Origin of the sequence: Enterococcus sp. DIV0840, from assembly GCF_050527835.1 — a bacterium.
Lineage (GTDB): Bacteria > Bacillota > Bacilli > Lactobacillales > Enterococcaceae > Enterococcus_L > Enterococcus_L ureasiticus.
In genome coordinates, this window is the sequence record NZ_CP172876.1 from 2,233,131 (window position 1) to 2,251,845 (window position 18,715).

General features: G+C 36.0%; 20 protein-coding genes and 1 pseudogene. 3 read left to right on the plus strand and 18 right to left on the minus strand.

Annotated elements, in window-relative coordinates:
- Nucleotides 1–250 precede the first annotated feature (250 nt).
- The 5 genes from IGL98_RS10635 to yycF are packed head-to-tail and all read right to left on the minus strand — an operon-like array spanning nucleotide 251 to nucleotide 5,836.
- Nucleotides 251–1,057 carry an MBL fold metallo-hydrolase gene (locus IGL98_RS10635; protein ID WP_206911514.1) on the minus strand — a complete coding sequence of 269 codons (807 nt, stop codon included), beginning with the start codon at nucleotides 1,055–1,057 and terminating at the stop codon, nucleotides 251–253.
- A 53-nt stretch (nucleotides 1,058–1,110) separates the two neighbouring features.
- Entirely contained in the window at nucleotides 1,111–1,992 is an 882-nt protein-coding gene (locus IGL98_RS10640) for a two-component system regulatory protein YycI (RefSeq protein WP_206842062.1), read from the minus strand.
- Entirely contained in the window at nucleotides 1,992–3,299 is a 1,308-nt protein-coding gene (locus IGL98_RS10645) for a YycH family regulatory protein (RefSeq protein ID WP_206842064.1), read from the minus strand. The genes IGL98_RS10640 and IGL98_RS10645 overlap by 1 nt, the downstream gene beginning before the upstream one ends.
- Complete coding sequence (walK, locus tag IGL98_RS10650) at nucleotides 3,296–5,125, minus strand: cell wall metabolism sensor histidine kinase WalK (protein WP_206842066.1); 1,830 nt, start codon at nucleotides 5,123–5,125, stop codon at nucleotides 3,296–3,298. The genes IGL98_RS10645 and walK overlap by 4 nt, the downstream gene beginning before the upstream one ends.
- A gap of 6 nt (nucleotides 5,126–5,131) precedes the next feature.
- On the minus strand, nucleotides 5,132–5,836 hold the full coding sequence (yycF, locus tag IGL98_RS10655) for a response regulator YycF (protein WP_206842068.1): 705 nt from the start codon (nucleotides 5,834–5,836) through the stop codon (nucleotides 5,132–5,134).
- 198 nt (nucleotides 5,837–6,034) lie between these two features.
- Between yycF and IGL98_RS10660 the strand changes: the two genes are divergently transcribed.
- Entirely contained in the window at nucleotides 6,035–6,994 is a 960-nt protein-coding gene (locus IGL98_RS10660; protein ID WP_206842071.1) for a S66 family peptidase, read from the plus strand.
- A 50-nt stretch (nucleotides 6,995–7,044) separates the two neighbouring features.
- Here the strand turns inward: IGL98_RS10660 and IGL98_RS10665 are convergent, their stop codons facing one another.
- Nucleotides 7,045–7,410, minus strand: coding sequence for a MerR family transcriptional regulator (locus IGL98_RS10665; protein WP_206842074.1), 366 nt, complete (start codon nucleotides 7,408–7,410; stop codon nucleotides 7,045–7,047).
- 184 nt (nucleotides 7,411–7,594) lie between these two features.
- Between IGL98_RS10665 and IGL98_RS10670 the strand changes: the two genes are divergently transcribed.
- The gene (locus IGL98_RS10670) at nucleotides 7,595–8,362 is read left to right on the plus strand and encodes an SDR family NAD(P)-dependent oxidoreductase (RefSeq protein WP_206911513.1); all 768 of its coding nucleotides are present in this window, start codon (nucleotides 7,595–7,597) and stop codon (nucleotides 8,360–8,362) included.
- Nucleotides 8,363–8,419: 57 nt separating this feature from the next.
- Here IGL98_RS10670 and IGL98_RS10675 read toward each other — a convergent pair whose 3' ends face one another.
- From IGL98_RS10675 to IGL98_RS10710, 8 genes and pseudogenes are all read right to left on the minus strand, one after another.
- On the minus strand, nucleotides 8,420–9,085 hold the full coding sequence (locus IGL98_RS10675; RefSeq protein ID WP_206842080.1) for an MIP/aquaporin family protein: 666 nt from the start codon (nucleotides 9,083–9,085) through the stop codon (nucleotides 8,420–8,422).
- Nucleotides 9,086–9,281: 196 nt separating this feature from the next.
- Nucleotides 9,282–10,139: a DegV family protein gene (locus IGL98_RS10680; RefSeq protein WP_206911512.1), complete on the minus strand. Its 858-nt coding sequence runs from the start codon at nucleotides 10,137–10,139 to the stop codon at nucleotides 9,282–9,284.
- Complete coding sequence (locus IGL98_RS10685; protein ID WP_206911511.1) at nucleotides 10,132–10,701, minus strand: DUF1836 domain-containing protein; 570 nt, start codon at nucleotides 10,699–10,701, stop codon at nucleotides 10,132–10,134. Before IGL98_RS10685 ends, IGL98_RS10680 begins: the two co-directional genes overlap by 8 nt.
- 147 nt (nucleotides 10,702–10,848) lie before the next feature.
- Nucleotides 10,849–11,481 (minus strand): MarR family winged helix-turn-helix transcriptional regulator, encoded by a 633-nt coding sequence (locus IGL98_RS10690; protein WP_206911510.1) that lies wholly within the window; start codon nucleotides 11,479–11,481, stop codon nucleotides 10,849–10,851.
- A 193-nt stretch (nucleotides 11,482–11,674) separates the two neighbouring features.
- Nucleotides 11,675–12,316, minus strand: a complete 642-nt coding sequence (locus IGL98_RS10695; protein ID WP_242590059.1) for a TIGR01906 family membrane protein — start codon at nucleotides 12,314–12,316, stop codon at nucleotides 11,675–11,677.
- A 1-nt stretch (nucleotide 12,317) separates the two neighbouring features.
- On the minus strand, nucleotides 12,318–13,088 hold the full coding sequence (locus IGL98_RS10700; RefSeq protein WP_206911509.1) for a TIGR01457 family HAD-type hydrolase: 771 nt from the start codon (nucleotides 13,086–13,088) through the stop codon (nucleotides 12,318–12,320).
- A gap of 6 nt (nucleotides 13,089–13,094) precedes the next feature.
- The gene (locus IGL98_RS10705) at nucleotides 13,095–13,754 is read right to left on the minus strand and encodes a YutD family protein (RefSeq protein ID WP_206842094.1); all 660 of its coding nucleotides are present in this window, start codon (nucleotides 13,752–13,754) and stop codon (nucleotides 13,095–13,097) included.
- 34 nt (nucleotides 13,755–13,788) lie between these two features.
- Nucleotides 13,789–15,168: pseudogene (locus IGL98_RS10710) on the minus strand (bifunctional metallophosphatase/5'-nucleotidase).
- A 91-nt stretch (nucleotides 15,169–15,259) separates the two neighbouring features.
- Between IGL98_RS10710 and IGL98_RS10715 the strand changes: the two are divergent.
- A complete protein-coding gene (locus tag IGL98_RS10715; RefSeq protein ID WP_206842100.1) occupies nucleotides 15,260–15,727 on the plus strand; it encodes a methylated-DNA--[protein]-cysteine S-methyltransferase in 468 nt (155 codons plus the stop codon).
- 103 nt (nucleotides 15,728–15,830) lie between these two features.
- Here the strand turns inward: IGL98_RS10715 and IGL98_RS10720 are convergent, their stop codons facing one another.
- From IGL98_RS10720 to IGL98_RS10735, 4 genes are all read right to left on the minus strand, one after another.
- On the minus strand, nucleotides 15,831–16,253 hold the full coding sequence (locus IGL98_RS10720; RefSeq protein WP_206842103.1) for an Asp23/Gls24 family envelope stress response protein: 423 nt from the start codon (nucleotides 16,251–16,253) through the stop codon (nucleotides 15,831–15,833).
- Nucleotides 16,254–16,284: 31 nt separating this feature from the next.
- Nucleotides 16,285–16,512 (minus strand): DUF2273 domain-containing protein, encoded by a 228-nt coding sequence (locus tag IGL98_RS10725; protein ID WP_206911508.1) that lies wholly within the window; start codon nucleotides 16,510–16,512, stop codon nucleotides 16,285–16,287.
- A 12-nt stretch (nucleotides 16,513–16,524) separates the two neighbouring features.
- The gene (amaP, locus tag IGL98_RS10730; RefSeq protein WP_206842108.1) at nucleotides 16,525–17,088 is read right to left on the minus strand and encodes an alkaline shock response membrane anchor protein AmaP; all 564 of its coding nucleotides are present in this window, start codon (nucleotides 17,086–17,088) and stop codon (nucleotides 16,525–16,527) included.
- A gap of 200 nt (nucleotides 17,089–17,288) precedes the next feature.
- Entirely contained in the window at nucleotides 17,289–18,470 is a 1,182-nt protein-coding gene (locus tag IGL98_RS10735; RefSeq protein WP_206842110.1) for an AI-2E family transporter, read from the minus strand.
- Nucleotides 18,471–18,715: the final 245 nt, after the last annotated feature.

Consider the following 18,715-nt stretch of genomic DNA (forward strand, 5'->3'; position numbering starts at 1 on the left):
CTAAAAATAACACCAGCAATCCTATTCTTTGCATCTGTTTTTTTAACATTCCAAAATATAATTAACTATACTGCTACTGCCACAAAAATTCAAGGCAAGATATATTTAATTAAAACTTATATAACATTTTCATTGCATAACAAAAAAAGTTAGGATCTTTGGAGTCCCACAAATCACAATAATTACCTTTTGCGATTTGTGAGAACCGTTCAACCCTAACCGATTTTTTCTTAAGCTCTGTTTCTACCCATCAAATTGCAAATAACTCTGATGCTGATTCTGGATCTGTATCGTATACATTAAAGTCAAAGTTCACACCTAGACCCTTTTCAGCTAAAACAGACTCCATCGCCATCCTAGCATGTTCTTTGGTATTATTCTCTTTACTCAAATGCCCCAAATAGATTCTTTTTGTATGATCCCCGATCACATCAGCCATCGTTAATGCACCATCATCATTAGACAAATGTCCTTTATCGCCCAAAATTCGTTGTTTTAAACTCCAAGGATATGGCCCCATTCGTAAAATTTCTAATTCGTGATTGCTTTCGATCAGGTACGCATCCGCATCTTTGATCGTTCCACGAACATGATCACTGCAATAACCTGTATCTGTCAGCATCACAAACGAGCGGTTATCTTTAAAGAAACGGTAAAACTGCGGAGCCGCTGCATCATGAGAAACACCAAAACTCTCGATATCCATATCACCGAAGGTCAAAATTTTGCCCATATCAAAGATATGTTTTTGCTCAACAGCAACATTTCCAATCAAAGGATCCATCGCTGCCCATGTTTTTTCATTCGCATAGACATCTAATTTATATTTTCTAGCCAAAACACCGACACCATGAATATGATCACGATGCTCATGTGTTACTAAAATAGCATCCAAATCTTCTGGTTTACGGTCGACCTCAGCTAGTAAGGATGTAATTTTTTTTCCACTTAGCCCTGCATCTATAAGCAGCTTTTTCTTCTCTGTTTCAATAAAAAGGGAATTACCTGTACTGCCGCTAGCAAGAATGCTGATATTAAAAGCTTTTTCTTGACTCATTTTTCTTCTCGCTTCCCTTCTTTGGTCTACAGCTACTTATTATACATCCATCACTATTGATTTTCCACCTTTGGCACACTATTATTTGTAATAATCGTATTGCTCATAGCATTCACCTGTTCGATCTGTAAGTTATTACCACTGGATTTGATGCCGACAAACCACACAGGAACATATACATTTTTCTCACGAATTTTATAAATTCTCGTATAAGCTAGTTTTCTAAAGGTGATTTTAGCGTTACTTGGAATCTTATTATTGATGTACAAGGTTTCGATTGCATCCCGTTCAGAAGATAAATCCATCTTATCACGTAGTTCTTCGATTCCTTGAATATGAGTTTGCGTATACTTATAGATTTTGTGTAAACCATCCGTCTCATCTGATTTTTCTAATTTTAATGAAATTTGAGCTGTGTCATCTTTAAATGGAATACTCTTATAGCTTTGAGAAACGATAATTTCTGGAAACTCTCCATCTAAAATGGAAAAATCCGGTAAATAACGGTATTGACTCCCAAACAGAACACTATCTCTATCATTTAAGAACGCTTCTAATGATTTTTCAACATTCTTTTCATCAATAAAGTAGCTTGTTTGAGCATAATTCATCTGAGGATAAACGGTCAATGAGTTATCGACTACTTCGATTCCGTTTTTAAAGAAATTACGGTCTCTAGTTTCTCGTTCAGCTTGAATTGCATCATAAAAATTCGTCTGTTCACCGCTTAAATAGTATCCTTCCTTTTTTTCTCCGGAAAGCGTTCCTTTATATGAAATCCCATCTTTGTTTAGTCGTTTTTCAATGCTATCGGTCTGATCAGAATAAGAAACATTGTTTTCTTCTTTTAATCCTTCTTGATAAATACCGAAAAGGAACATATTTAAGCCCAAAAAAGCGAGGAAAAAAATCCACTCAATTCGTTTGAAGTCCATTATTCCACCTCCAAATTCGCTAGTTTTTCCAGTAATTCACGTTCTGGATACCATTTGTTGTCATAGCGAATGTACCATTCTGGAGTGAGATCAACAACTTGCGTTATTTCCTCAATTTTATGCCAAGTATAACCGATCATCATTGAATTAATTTTTTCCGAATTCGCTCCATTTGCTATCAATTGTTCTAATAAGCTTTCAGTACTTTTCAGAACAACTTCTTCTTCTGAAGGAATCGGTACTTGAATCGTATCAACACTTGTTTCGATTACGACACTTGATTTTTCAGCTTTATCGTTTCCAATCGTGATTCGAACTTGGCCTTTATCATTTTCACTAAAGACCGGAAATCCTTCTACAAACGTACGATAATTGATTTCCGTATCAGTCCGATCAAAGTAGCGAATATTCCCCATGTTCGTTCCTAATTTTTTTATATAATTAAAACTATCAGAATAAATATTATCTTTCGCTGTCCTAGCTTCTATATTACCGTTGAAATGAATCGTCCCAAGTTTTTCGTCTACAGTCAGCCGTTCACTACCTCTTGTATAGGATAGATCCTTGCTGTCTTCATTCGTTTGAATGTTATCGGTGTTAGAGAAAAAGGCATTTCTAAATTTTGTTACAGGCTGAGAGGCTAAAATATAACTATATTTTTTCATTTTTTGGTCTTCTGACAAATAATAATGTTTCCCTGCAACAGCTTGTTGATCTGAAATTTGGTTATATTGCACGCCGACTTTGTTCATTAAATTTAAAACTTTTTCATTATCTATTGTAATCGACGCTTCATAGACATCTTTACGGTTAAAATCCAAGAAGCGAATTTTATTTTGAGCTAAATCCACTTGAATACACGTAAAGAAAATTTGATCAGCACTGAGATCCGTTAGCTGAAGATTTAAATTATATACAGAAATATATTCACTTAATAAAAACGGTCCTTCATAAAGCAATTCAAACCCTTGTTCCATTGATAAGTATTTTTCAAATTGCTCTGAATCACCTACAACCGTTTGAGTCAATTTACCAAATGAACTATGTTTTATTTCGTTTTGAATATTCGTGATTAGATTTTCACTCGTATTCATTTCTGATTTTCCATTTTGCATACGAACCAAGTGTAATGGTAAAAATACATCTGTATCTAATCGTTCATTCACAACAGTAGTCGCAAGTTGTGAATCATTCTTGATTGGTTGTTCTTTTTTTGAAGAACTGATCCAAATGCTAACCGAAAAGTATAAACTGAGCAGCACTAAGAAAATCAAACCGAATCTTACGATTTTTTCTGTTATTTTCATTCCCACCAATCCTCCTCATAAGGTTCATAAGGCAAGGAGATATAAAAGGTAGAGCCTTGGCCTTCTTGACTTTCCACCCAGATTGCACCATTGTGAGCTTTCACTACTTCTCTTGAGATGGCGAGACCGAGTCCTGTTCCACCTTGTGCTCTCGCACGTGCTTTATCCACACGATAGAAACGCTCGAAGACCTTGTTGATATCTTTTTTGGGGATACCTAATCCTTGGTCGGTTACACTGAATACAACGTTATTGTGGGTTTCAAGTAGACGACATGTAATTTCTCCGCCATCTGGTGAGTATTTGATTGCATTATTTAAAATGTTATCCAAAACTTGAATCACTTTATCTGTATCTAATTCCACCCACAAATCACGTTTGGTGAACTCACGATGGATCGTATAATTTTTATCATTTGCTTCAACCATCATATCAAATCGGTCCAAAACAAAATTGATCAATTCATTGAAATTGACATATTCTAACTGTAATTCACCGTTACCGGAATCCATTCTTGAAAGATTCAATAAATCATTGATCATCCGAATCATTCGATCCGTTTCTTCCAAGGTGACTTTTAAGAAATTAGGTGCGATCTCAGGATTTTCCCAAGCCCCTTCACTCAGCGCTTCGATATAGCTCCGCATACTTGTTAAAGGTGTCCGTAACTCGTGTGAAACATTGGAAACGAATTCGCGACGTTCACGCTCATTCTTCTCTTGTTCCGTTACATCATGAAGTACACAAACAAGCCCCGTAATAAAGCCAGATTCTCGGCGAATCATTGCAAAATCAACACGAATGATCATTTGGTCTTCTTCCATAGACGATAAAGAACGATCAATCAAAATCTCTTCTGGCTCTTCCAGTAATTTCCGTAGTGTGTAATCCGTTTCGATATCTAATAATTCCAGTAAAGAAGAGCCAATCACATCTTCGTCTTTCACATTTAATAAAGAAAGGGCCATTTCATTGATCGTAATAACTTTACCTCGCCGATCTGTCGCAATTACTCCGTCTGTCATGTGAGCCAATACGCTATCTAAACGATTCCGTTCAGCTTCCATCGTTTCTTGTGCTTCTTCGATCCGTTCAGAAAGCTGATTGAATGTCTCTGCCAGTTGGCCTAACTCATCTTTACCATAGACTTTGACTTTACCAGTATAATCACCCTTGGCAATTCGTAACGCTTGTTCTCGCATTTCGCCGATTGGTTGAGTAATCGATCTTGCAATCAAAATCGTAACAATAATCGAGATCGCACCAGCTATTAGTGAAGCCGTAAAAAAGATTCGAGCTGTGTCAGTGATCTCTTGATATTTGTTTTCTGTATTACTCTTAACATAAAGAACCCCGATGACTGTGTCGCCAGTCGGGGATTGGATAGGCTGAACATTGATATATACACGTTTATCATTATCAATGGCTGAATATTTTTTTGCACTGAAGTCATTCAAGTCACGATAATCATTTTTTTTACCAACGATTCCTTGCCGATTTAAATCGCTTGTTGCTCTGACAATTCCTTTATCATCCACTACACGAGCTTCAATTGTTTCAGAAGCTGAAAAATCACTTAATGTTTTTTTCAAATTGGCATCGATCTCTGTTCGATCACGGTCTTTTTCACCTAGCTTTGGACTAAGCGTACTGGCTAGTTGGGAGACCTGTCGATCAACATTTTGTTTATAGTCATTAATTGTTGTCGATTCCAGTTCACGGATGAAGTATCCGCCGATAATTTGGATCGCAATCAATAATAACAAAATAAAAGACAATGCGATCTTAAAATTTACTGATTGAAAAAAGTGAACTTTTTTCTTCATAACTCACTACTCCTGTTCAGGGTTTCGAAGATAATAACCAACACCTCGACGTGTGACTAAATAAGTCGGATGACTTGGACTGTCCTCAATCTTCTCTCTTAAACGGCGCACAGTAACATCCACTGTACGAACATCACCAAAATAATCATAACCCCAAACCGTTTGAAGTAAATGCTCACGAGTCATCACTTGACCGATATGTTTAGCTAAATAATAAAGCAATTCAAACTCACGATGCGTCAGCTCAATCTTGCCGCCACGTTTTGATACCATATAAGCATCTGGATGGATCGTTAGATCTCCGATCGTAAGTTCCGATTGTGTCGTTGATTCTGCTTCTTTAGCGCTTGTAGCACCACGGCGTAGATTTGCTTTTACCCGGGCTACGAGTTCGCGATTAGAGAATGGTTTAGTCACATAATCATCTGCACCTAATTCTAATCCTAAAACTTTATCGATTTCAGAATCTTTAGCTGTCACCATAATGATTGGCATATCATAAGTTTTACGAACTTCTCTTGCTACTTCCAGTCCATCCATTTTTGGTAACATCAAATCAAGGATGATCAAATCTGGTTCTACTTCTTTTACTTTTTCAACAGCTTCTTCACCATCATAAGCTGTGAAGACTTCATATCCTTCTTTAGTAAGGTTGTATTTTACAATATCCGAAATCGGCTTTTCATCATCTACAACTAATATTTTTTTCATATAAGAGGCACCTCTTTTTCTTTTGTCTTTTGTCTTTTGTCTTTTCGTAGTCTAACCATATTCTCTCTTATTATACCTTATTTTGTCCACTGTTTCATCTTTGAGAAAAAATCCTTACCCTTTCTTATCTATATCTTGCAAAAACAAAGGCTTTCTGACTATAATTAGGAATAAGTTTTTTTAGAAGGAAGCGATAAAATGAAAGCACCACGATTACAAGCAGGTGATGAAATTCGAGTCATTGCACCATCCAGCAGTTTTTCACGTTTAACGGATCTGGGTATTAAATCCGCTGAGGAAAAATTGACAGCTTTAGGGTTTAACGTCACCTTTGCTGAACATACGAATGAATATGACATCCTTGGCTCTTCTTCGATCATGAGCCGAGTGAAAGATCTGCATGCAGCTTTTTCAGATGATCATGTCAAAGGAATTTTAACAGCGATTGGCGGTTTCAATAGTAATGAATTACTGCCTTACCTAGATTTTGAACTAATTAAACGACATCCAAAAGTTTTTTGCGGTTATAGCGACATCACAGCATTGTGTAATGCGATTACGGCTAAGACAAAATTACTTACGTATGTGGGCCCACATTTTTCTAGTTTCCAAATGGATGAACTGCAAGATTATCAAACTGAAACTTTTTTGCAAGCAACTACTGATGAAAAAGCGTTTGATGTATCTGCCTCTGAATCATGGAGCCAAGATGAATGGTATTTACCCGACCCAAAACGTACATTATTAGCCAATGCTTGGAAAGTCTACAGCCACTCGGTCCCTGTGACTGGAACTTGTTATGGCGGTAATTTAGGCACTTTTCAATTGCTTTTTGGTACTCGTTTTTTACCAAATCTCGAACGTGCTATTTTATTTGTAGAAACTGCTGAAGAAGATGATTATCATGATTTTGCTCGTGGATTAGCTGCCTTGCTCCAAGTAGTGAAACATCCTCAAGCCTTACTGATCGGACGTTTTCCTAAAGAAACCGAAATGACCGAAGAACGGCTTTTAGCAATTCTATCAAAATATCCTTTATTACGAGAGATTCCCGTGATTTATGATATGAACTTTGGTCATACACAACCGATTTTCACAATCCCGATCGGAGATCAAGCGACAGTCGATACAACAACAAAAATGATTACCTTTTTCTAAACAAAAACCATATACTGTTTGCTTTTTTCAACAATCAAACAGTATACGGTTTATTTTTTATACTTTTTTTCCATCTGTTCGTATAATGTAATTTTATTATCCAGTAAGTCAAGATGACTTTTCGCTCTTTCATATTCGGTTAGGATTTTTATTCGATGGTTTAATAATAAGTTTTTGCGTTCTGTGATCGTTGAATCTCCGAGATTTCTTAAATGAGTATATTTTTTGATATCCTTTAGCGAAATACCTGTGTTTTTTAGCTTGATCACAAAATTCGCCCACTCCACTTCTTCTTCACCAAAAACACGATAATTGTGTTCATCTCTAGCTGGTTCAATCAATCCTTCTTTTTCATAATACCGTAACGTATGCTCACTGATGCCAATTTTCTTTGCAAATTCACTGATTGTATACATATTTTCTCCCTTCTTTTATTTTTTTGTTGCTTTAGAGTCGTCTCTAACCCTTATACTTCGATTGTACCACTCAGTTTACGTTTTAGCATCATCTTGTTTCACGGGCTAACACTACGCTCTGCTAATTCTTAAAATCTGTCAGAGTTGAATGAGTCCGCTACGCTTTTAAATTAGGAGGAATAATATGAAGTACATAGTAATCACAGGCGCAAGTTCAGGAATTGGTTTGGAAGCCGCCAAAGCATTTGCAAAACTAGGGAAAAATCTTATCTTAATTGCTCGAAGGACTGATCTACTTGATCATTTGAAAGAGGAAATTTTATTAGAACATCCTACTCTTGAAATCGTGAATAAAACCGTCGACTTATCTCAAAAAGAAAACGTACTTGATCTGTACCAGGATTTAAAAATTTATGACATTGAAACATGGATCAATAACGCTGGTTTTGGCTATTACCATTCAGTCGCTGACCAAGATTTAGAAAAGGTCAGTCAAATGTTGCATTTGAATATCGAAGCCCTAACGTTACTATCCTCTCTTTATGTCACAGATTATGAACAAAAAGAGAATACACAATTGATTAACGTTTCTTCTGCTGGTGGATACAAAAATGTTCCAAATGCCGCTACGTATTGTGCAACAAAATTTTATGTAAGTGCATTTACTGAGGCGATTGCCTTGGAGTTACAAACCAAAGAGTCTCCTCTTAAAGCAAAAGTCTTAGCGCCAGCCGCTACTGAAACAGAATTTGCTCAAGTTGCTAATGGCTCAAAAACTTATGACTATACTAAAGGTTTTGGAACATTTCACACTGCAAAAGAAATGGCTCAATTTCTCATAGAACTTTATCAAAGTCAAGAAGTCGTCGGTCTTGTTGATCGTAATACTTTTAAGTTTGATTTGTCTGGTCCAATTTTTGCTCATTACCAAACTGGAATTAAAAATATGTAAGGGTCTTACACAAAAAAAGTGCTTGATAGAATGATTCTATCAAGCACTTTTTTGGTTTTACTCTTCAGTATCAAGTAAGTATTTGCTAACTAAAGCAGCAAGTATACCACCGATCAGTGGTGCTACGATAAATACCCAAACTTGAGATAATGCTTCTCCACCTGCAAAAATTGCTGGACCTAAGCTTCTAGCTGGGTTGACAGATGTACCAGTTAGCGGAATTCCCACCAAGTGAATCATTGTTAATGTCAAACCAATTACGATTCCTGCAAGTTTCGCATTGCCTTTTTTGGCACTTGTGACAGTCATGATAACCAAAACAAAAATAAATGTTAAAATAATTTCCACGGTTAAAGCACCAACTGCGCTAAAGTCGCCAAAACCATTTTGACCTAAGTTTGTTGTTTCTCTTCCTGATGCATTCAAAATTGATAACAAAGCAAAAGAAGCAATCAAACCACCAATGATTTGACCAACGATATAATAAACTAAATCCATTGTTGAGATTCGTTTATTGACCCACATTCCCAATGAAACTGCTGGATTTAAATGAGCCCCAGAGATCGTACCAATACTGTAAGCTGCTGCAATGATCGTCAAACCAAAAGCCAAAGCGATTCCAGTTGTACCAATACCTTCAATCCCGCCTCCTAAAACAGCTGTCGCTGTACCAAAGAAAACCAAGATAAATGTTCCAAGACATTCTGCAATTGCTTTTTTCATATATTTCCCTCCCTTCACTTTTATTCTTAAATAGATTATCACATTCATGAAAATTTTCGTGATAGTTTCAACTAAAATTGAGAGAAAGTTCAGTGAGTAATATCTCAATATGATTGATACATATAATCATAAGAGGAAAATAAAAAAAATACCAACAAAAAGCATCTAATAAATGTACCTTTGTTGGTATTTAAATTTAGTCTAAAAGCTGGATTCCGATTCCTAAAAGTCCTGGTCCTGTGTGAACAACTAAAGCTGGACTGATCGTACCAAAATAAATCTTTTCTGCTTGAGGAAACTGTTCCTTCAGCTTTTCGTAAAAGCTTTCCGATTCTTCTACTGCTTGTCCTTGGGCAACTGCTAATACAAATTTCTTATGATCTCCAACGAAAGCTTTTACTAATTCGAACGTTTTATCTAAGCTTTTCTTTCTACCTCGTGCTTTAGCTACGGTATGATAAACACCTTCACCGTTACAAGAAATAATTGGATTTAATTTTAACGCCGTTCCTAAAATCGACGCAACCAAACCGATCCGTCCACCTTTTTGCAAATATTCAAGTGTGGCAACATTGAAGAAAACTTTGGCTTTCGCTACATTATTCGTTAATTTTGTTTTAATTTCATTCCACGGAAGACCCGCTTCAACCAATTTAGCTGCCTCAATCGCTTGAAGACCACTACCTATTCCGATATTTTTTGTATCCAAAACGAATGTTTCTAATCCTTCAAATTCTTCTGCAATCAAACGAACCACATTAAACGTCCCGCTCAATCCGCTGGAAATTGTCACAGCCAATACTTTTTCATAACCGTCTGCTTTGATTTTTTCAAAAATTTTCGTGATTGTTTCACCATCTGGCAATGATGTACTCGGAATTTCTACAGCTAAACGCTCGTAAACTTCTTCTGGTGTGATATCTACTTTATCTGTATAAATGCGGTCTTTATATATAATTTGCAACGGAATCATGTACATTCCATATTGCTCAACTAACTCCTTAGGCACATCTGTCCCCGAATCTACTAATAATGCAATTTTCTCTTTATTCATCCACTTTTTCTCCATCTTCTTCTAATTTTTTTTGTGCTAATTCAATGACCTTTTCAGTAAATAATTTGGTAGCAAATGATAAAGTTGCACCTTTTACAATTAAAAATTCTACTGGTATGGGTTGATCAAAGGCTGCAACTGGTTCATTTCCTAAGGCTTGAGCAACAACTACTGCTAAGGCTACTTCTTGTTCGTCACAAAAAAGATTATATGCTTCACGAATACCAACTGCTACACCTTGATAAAGAATGCCTTGTTTGATTTCCGGTATAGTTAGAACTTGCTTTAATAGCGTAATGGCTATTAAAAAAGCCAAATGCTTTTGATTGTAACGTTTTTTATTTGGGGCTGGTATCAGTCCTAATTTCACATAATTATTGACCATCGACGAAGTTAGCAAGGTATGCTTTTCCTTTAAAATAACTGGTGACAAGTACCGTTCAACTAGTGTGATGACTTGATCCATATATAATTCTAATTCCGGCAATTCATGCCATCGTGGCAAGTGGACATCCACCAATTCTTTTCCCCAAATTTCTAAAGAGGATTTTATTTCATTCACAAGATCCCTCCTTCTATTTACTAAAACAGTTTAACATTCTTTTCAAAAACATTCAATCTAGTTGTTGAAACTAGATTGAAAATAGTAATAAAAAAACAAGCTTACTCATTAAAGAAAGCTTGTTTTAGTATATCCAATCAACATTTATTAAAAATCATTAAACCCATCATCGTCTTCTGTATTTCGTTTGAACGAATCAAAACCAAATTTTCCTCTTTTTGGAAAATCAGGTGATCCAAATATATCACGAGGATCAAATTCTGGCTCCATTTTACCAGGACCTCCACCAAAACCACGACCGTGCCCTCCATGTCTGCCACGCATATGAGGACCTCTAAAGTCACGCTCTTCTTCAGGAATTTCTGCTTCTAGTGCTTCGAGCAATTTACTCATGATGATTTTGAATGATTCTTGTTCAGATTCTGATAATACATCAAAAATCGTTTCTTCTTCTTGCTTACTATTATCAGCTGCTGCCATTCCAGCTTCCGTTAAACGGATCACCATCACTCGACGATCGCTTTCCAATGGTTCACGACTTATATAACCATTTTTCTCTAATTTACCTAAGAGCTCACCTAAAGATTGCGGACGCATATCTAACAAGTAAGACAGCTCTTTTTGCGTTGTTTCTGGTTTAAGTTTTAACAGATTTAAAACTCTCCCTTGCCCTCTATGTGGATTCCCGAAAGGTCCATGTTCTCTACGACGTTTCATAAAATATCTTTGCATCATTGCTTGTAAGCTTAGAAACTGTTCCATCAATGTTTGTTCTTCCATAATAGATTCCTCCATAAAATATAATATAAATCAGTTATCTGTTTTATATTATAAAGGCACCTGTTTAAAATGTCAACAATTAATGAATAAGAATAAATTACTGTTTTCACTTCCTTTTACAAAGCTACCTGTGTAATAAAAAAAACTCCATAAGCAACTCATTGAGTCTGCTTCTAGAGATTTAAAATTCTATCTATAATTTTTTTAATTCCCTTTTTCCTAAAACGATTCCGATAAAGAAGAACAGTTCTAGCAAAACAAAAAACAAAATAAAACTATGCATAAAATATTGTTCTGGTAAAACATTGATGATCGGGTCAGTAGCCGGATCAAATAACCAGTCATCGTTATTAAAAAATACGCCATGGAATGCCACAAAGAATCGATCGAATCCAATAGCCATTAAAACACCAAAAAATACTGGAATGATCATTCCCCATTGAAACGGACGAATCAAACGCCATACTCGTTTTGACTTGATCAAACGGAAAACAAAGATGCCGCTTGGAATCACTGTCAAAAGTAGTACACCATAACAGAGTAAGAAAAGACGTTTTACTTCGTAAAAATGGAATGCTCCACTTTTTGATGATGGAAAATCAGATAATTTCAATGTATGATTAAACGGATTATTTAAATAGGCCATCAACTGATCAAAGTTTTTTAGTAATGTTGGCTTGTCCATATCTACATAGTCTAATATCTTTAATGAATCGATATCAAAAACATATAACAGACGAAAATTGATAGTGATCGCAACGCTTAAAGAAATGATCGTCAAAATCAAACATACGATTCCAGCTCGCTCTCGCCAAATCCAACCTTTTTCTTTCATATCAAAAAGTCCACTCATCCAAAGAATCCACTACATAGGTGGGTTGTTCAGGTAAACTTGGAACTGCTGATTTCGCCGTAAATCCTGACAAAACAAGTAAACTATCGATTCCATTTTGAAGTCCCGACTGAATATCTGTTTCATAATTATCGCCAACCATAATTACATCTTCTTTATTCACTTTCATGACTTTTAGCGCTTCATTCATAATGACCGCATTTGGTTTTCCGATCATGATTGGATCTGTCTGTGTTGCGGTTTGAATTAAAGAAATAAATGAACCCGCTCCAGGTAATAAACCACGTTCTGTCGGGATACTCTTATCTGGATTGGTGCCAATAAAAGTTGCACCATTTCTAATGCACAGTGCGGCTGTCGCAAATTTTTCATAATTAATATCAGTATCTAGTCCCACAATAACATAATCTGGTTCTTCTTCATCCCACTCAAAACCTGCAGATAAAATCAAATCAACAAGACCAGATTCTCCGATTACATAAACTCGGTTTCCTTTACCTTGTTCTTTCATGTAATCGATCGTTGCAAGGCTTGCTGTATAGACAGTCTTAGCTGATACCTGAATTTCAAACTCCTGTGCTAATCGATCAGCGACTGCCTCAGGTGTTTTTGTCGTATTATTAGTCACAAAAAGAAAAGGCAGTTTCAGTTCTTGCAGGCGTTCAACAAATCGTTTTCCTGCTGGAATGACTTCTTTCCCTAAATAAATCGTGCCGTCTAAATCAATTAAATATCCTTTATATTGCTTCTTCACGAATGATTACTCCTCACGTTGACGAATAGTAAATGAGCGGCCTTTATTGGTATCGTTCTCTTTCTTACCAATGACAGCTTTTTTCGGTTCATTTTCTTTACGGTTCTTGATCACTGGTTTCGTTTTATTAGTCACTGGTACACGTTTTTCTTCCGTGTGTGCTTGCGTTTGATTCACTGGTTTTTTATTTGGTTTCTTGCGCCGTGTTTGTTGTTTTTCACGTTTCCCACCAACTCGTTCGATCACGAAATAAGCACAGCCAAAATTGCAATATTCATATAAATAATCTTCTAGTGTATCGATTCTTTGTTCAGGAGCTGCTTTACGATTGGATTCATTGAAAAAACCTTTCAAACGAAGTTGATCGTAGCCCCAATCACCAACAATATAATCATATCTTGAAAGAACATCACTAAAACGTTCTCCTAATCTTTCTGTATCAAAGGCTTCCCGATGATTTTTTACTAAAAGATACTCGCGAGCACCGATCGTTACGTGAACATCATCAATGAGTGTTACGATTTCGCCTTTTTTCTTTTCTTTGACAGGTTCTTCTTTTATCTCTTCAAGGACAGCTGTGATTTCATCTGTTAAGGTTACTGCCGGTTCTTCTTTATGTTTAACTGGTTTAGTTGATTTGTATGGTTTTTTTACTTTTTCTGTCATTTTTTCACCGCCTAGATTTTATTATACCTTGTTTTTATAGGATTGGGTAGTGCTCGTTCAAGTAGTTAGCTAAAACGGTTCGGATAAATTCTGGAAAGATAAAGTCAACTTCTCCCGCAAGCTCGATTGTTGGGAAAAAAGGAATAAACATGAAATGGTCAACAGTGGTAAATGTATATTTCCGTTCTAAATCAATTGGCTGATTTTGCCATAAAACTTGTCTTTTCTGTTTATCATACTTTAGTCCATCATAATATAGTTCACCAAATACTTTACCACGAAAGCCCATACCTGTAATTTGAAACTTACGCAAGTAATGTCGGTTTTTTTCCATTTCTTTGACCATTCGAATCAATTCAGCGCCAGACAAAGTCACGCGAATCAAATGCATTGGATGAGGCAGTGTTTCATGCAGTTGATCTGCATCAACGATTCCTTTTGGTATGTCTGATAAAAATAAGCCATTGTTTAAAATCGCAGCATCCGTCTGCCCTTTTTCTTTCAAAGCTTTTAAAGTGGTTACGATCAAGGGATGTTCAGCATTTAAATCAACCAATAAAGAATGGGGAATTACTGCGATTTTTTTTGCTTTTAATAACTGATGACCTAACCCCATATAGTCCTCTATTTCACTTTGATCTGCAGATAATGTAGGCAGTTGCTCTGTTGATACTGCTTTAGCTTCACTACGAACGATTTTGCCATTATTGATTGTTAGGTGAACTTCCCCAATATAATAGCCGAATTTCCCAGCAGCTGAAAGTTGTGTGCCATTGATTTTTTCACCTTGTTTAAATAAATGATGGGTGTGGGATCCTAATAATACATTGATTTCTGGAAATTCATTGGCGATTTTAATATCTTCATCGATACCCAAATGGCTCATTAAGACTAAAACGTCACATTACGGTTGGATTTCTCTGATCAATTGCGGCAGCATTTCTTTCGTTGAACGAATATCCCAACCATTTGGATTATAAGTCAAAGGAAAAGGTGCAGTGAGCGCAATCAAACCAATTTTTGTTTTTTCTGTTGTTTCGATAATTTTATATGATCTTGCCCAATCAGGTGCTTGTCCCGTTTCTAAGTCAAATAAATTTCCCAATAATACATCAAATTTCCGATGATCATATAAATGATTCAACTGCTCTTTAGAATTTCCAACACCTTCATTATTTCCAATTGTTGCTGCATCATAGCCAATCTCATTCATCAGTTCAATATTCGCTTGACCATCGGTTGCTTCAGTCAATGGATGCCATCGATCAACAAAATCTCCTAAGTCGACGGTCAAAACTGTTTTACCAGATTTCTCATATTCTTCTTTTTGACCTATCAAATATCTTCTGATCTTGGGCCAATTTTCTAAATGTGAATGTAGATCATTTGTATGAAAGATGACGATTTCTTCCATTTTATCGCCCCCGATTTCAGTATATAAAAATATAGTACCATACTTCTCGATAGAGTATAATAAAGTAACCACACAAACAAAGGAGAAAAAAATGAAAATTAACGTTCCTTTCGGCTCGATCTGGTTGGATGCTGATGATGAAGGTCTAAGCGCTCTTTCTTTTTTTGAGCTCGCTCATCATAAAACGAATCCTTTTACAGAACTTGCTGCCAAAGAACTCACAGAATATTTTGCTGGTAAACGTACACATTTTACTGTCCCTTTATCCATTCGCAGCGGTACTGAATTTCAAAGAAAAGTCTGGCACGCGCTTTCTAAAATTCCTTTTGGTGAAACTCGCAGTTATTTAGATATTGCCCAAGCTGTTGATTCACCCAAAGCCGTTCGAGCAATTGGTCAGGCCAATAGTAAAAATCCCATTCCAATAATTGTCCCATGCCATCGAGTAATTGGTAAAAATGGAAAATTGACAGGTTACTTAGGTAGTTCTGAACATGATAGGCTTAGTATCAAAATATTTTTACTGCAGGTGGAACATGTATCCCTCAATAAAAATTAACTTTCAAAAACAACAAAAATAATGAGAAACAAAACGGTCTTCGTTCTGCTTCCCATTATTTTTGTTGTTGTCTAAATAGAATGAAAAATATATCTACTACCTATTAGCTGTTGCCCTTATTGTCATCGCTATCTTTCCCACGATATTTTTCCAAATATTGTTCTTTCGTCATAACATCATCTACGCTCATATTAAATTCAACTAGCTCTAAGCCTGTCATATAAGCAATTGCTTCTTTTACTTTTTCAACGGTTTGATCAAAAACATTTGAAATATTGACATCGTATTTGCAAATCACTGATACATCAACAGCCACTTGTTTTGTGCCAACTTCTACTCCCACGCCTTTAGTAACGTCTTCATTGTCTCTAAAACGGTCTGCGAAATCTGTAAAAAGGTTACCACTCAATCCTAAGATACCATCAACATCTGAAATAACCACACCTACGATTTTTTTGATTACGACATCACTGAATGTTAATTTCGCTTTTAATCCACCTGTGTTGTTTTCTACTGCTTCTGCCATTTGCATTCACTCCTTCAAAATAATTTTAAATTCATATCATAGATCTAATTGACTCTATCAAGGAATAAATATCCAAATCTTCATCTCGCATTTTCCCGATAACATATCCTACTACTGCAAAAATCAGTAAAACCAATGTTTTGCCAAAACCAATCAGTAATAGAAGGAGCGCTAATAGGAAAAATAAGGTTGTCCAAATAATTCTAAAACGATAAGGTTTAAGCTGTTTAATCCAGCGTTCTTTCTTCTCTTGATCCATGGCGTCTCCCTCCTATACCACTCGTGATTGTTTTTTACCAAAGGTAGTGGATTCTGTTGGTTCTTTTTCTCTTAATTGAACTGTTACACGGCTATCAATTGATTCTAGGGCCGTATTTAATGCGCTTTGTATTGTTTCTTTGATCTCTTCTCCTAAAGGTTGAAAGCGATCTTTGCTTCGAACATCGACTCTTAATTTAACCGCCACTTTTTCTTTCCCTTTGATTTTAATGGTCATTTTCGTTTTATCCGGATGAATAATTGTGCTGTACGCCTCTTTCACAATTTGTTCAACCGTACTTTTAGGAATCTCTATCCGATTCTTGCCAGCTTTCACGATTAAACGTTTTCTACGCCCAGAAACTGAAAGTACAACAATCAAACTGAGTAATAACAGACCTCCCAGAATAAGTAACAGCCATTGAAAGAACGTGAATAACCAAGGGTAACTGTAAAGAAGCCCATCTACTTCATAAGAAAACCAAGGAATGTCGATCAACTGACTAAGTAAGCCCAATGTTCCGACAAACAATAGGAGTATGATTAATGCAAAAATAATTTTCAGCAATCGTTTCATATACTTCCCTCCTTTGAGACTAATTGTTTTGCTGTTAATTAAATTGTAACGCCTAAAAAAAAGTATTACAAAAGATATGAATTTCTTTTTTGCGCTGGATAAGATTTATACTTGCAGAAATCATATAAAAAAAGAACGATCGAACCGCGGTCTGCCTGCAAATAATCTGCTGGATTCCTTAGGTTCAATCGTTTTTTTATTTATTCATCTAAATATTCTTCCTTAGAAAATTCAGTATCTTCATACTCACCGCTATCTCCATAAAATTGGTTATAGCGCTGTTTAAATTTACGGAAAATATAGGTAACTAAAACTTTAGCAATCGCATAAATCGGAATTCCGAAGATCAATCCGAACATACCTAATAAATCACCCATTACCAATAATACGATCACGATTGTCAGTGGATGCACAACGAGTCGTTTGCCCATCACTTGTGGTGCTATCAAATGACCATTTAACATTTGGACTAGCATCCAAACTAAGCTCATCTTAATAAACATGCCAAATGACACCATCAATGCCACGATTGCAGCTGGAATAAAAGCAATCACAGGTCCAATATATGGAATAACCGCTGTGATCCCAACAATGATCGATAAAGTTCCAGAGTAAGGTACTTTGATCAGCCAAAAACCGATAAACGTCAAAAAACCGATCGCAATCGAGACTAAAATTTGTCCTTTTAAATACGCGCCGACTTGACTGCTCATTGTTGCGCCGATTTCTTTAGCATCACTTCTAAAACGTGGGGGTATAATCTTTAAAACAAACGAAAAGAACTTCTGATCATCTTTTAATAGGAAAAAAGTAATGATCGGAGCCGTTACCATCACCAACGCAAAACCAGTTAAAGTAGAGAAAACCGTAGAAGCTCCTTCCACAGCTTTGCTAAAATAACTGCCAATTCCATCTGAGACATTATCAAACCATCGTTGAATGCTATCTAAAGCATTTGCTAAAGGTTTCTCCAAGGCAGAATTATGGAAAAAATCAGTGACCATTTTGTTCAAATCCTCCATATACTGCGGAAAACTTTGGATCAAGCCGTCTACTTGTTTTTGTAAAATCGGAACAACTAAAATAATGCCGACAACGATCAATGCAACCAACACAATAAAAATTGCTGAAACGCCATAGACCCGTTTCACTTTGTGTTTTTCTAACCAATTGACAACTGGATTGAATAAATAATATAAAATCAATGCTAAAATTGTCGGTCCGATAATTGTTTTAAAAACAACGCCGATCGGTCCAAAAATAAAGCCTACTTGATGAAAAAGAAAAATCACAGCTCCTAGTAACAATAAAGCAACTAGCGTGAATAATAGATTTTTACCACCTAGAAATTTGATCCAGCGTGTTTCTTGCTTCTTTTCCATTTTCTTCCCTCCTTAAATTAACAGTGTCATGAGCTCGTCTAGACTCGTAGAAAAACAGGAAAAATCAGAAAGTAGAGCCTTTTGCCACATTTTGATTTTATCTTTTTTCTGATAAGCTAGCCCATGAAACTAGATATCACTTCTTTATTGTAGCGAAAAAAACATTATCTGTAAAAAATAGTCCCTTCATCGTTTAAACAGAAAATCACTCAGTCATTAAACAACTGACTGAGTGATTTTCTTTA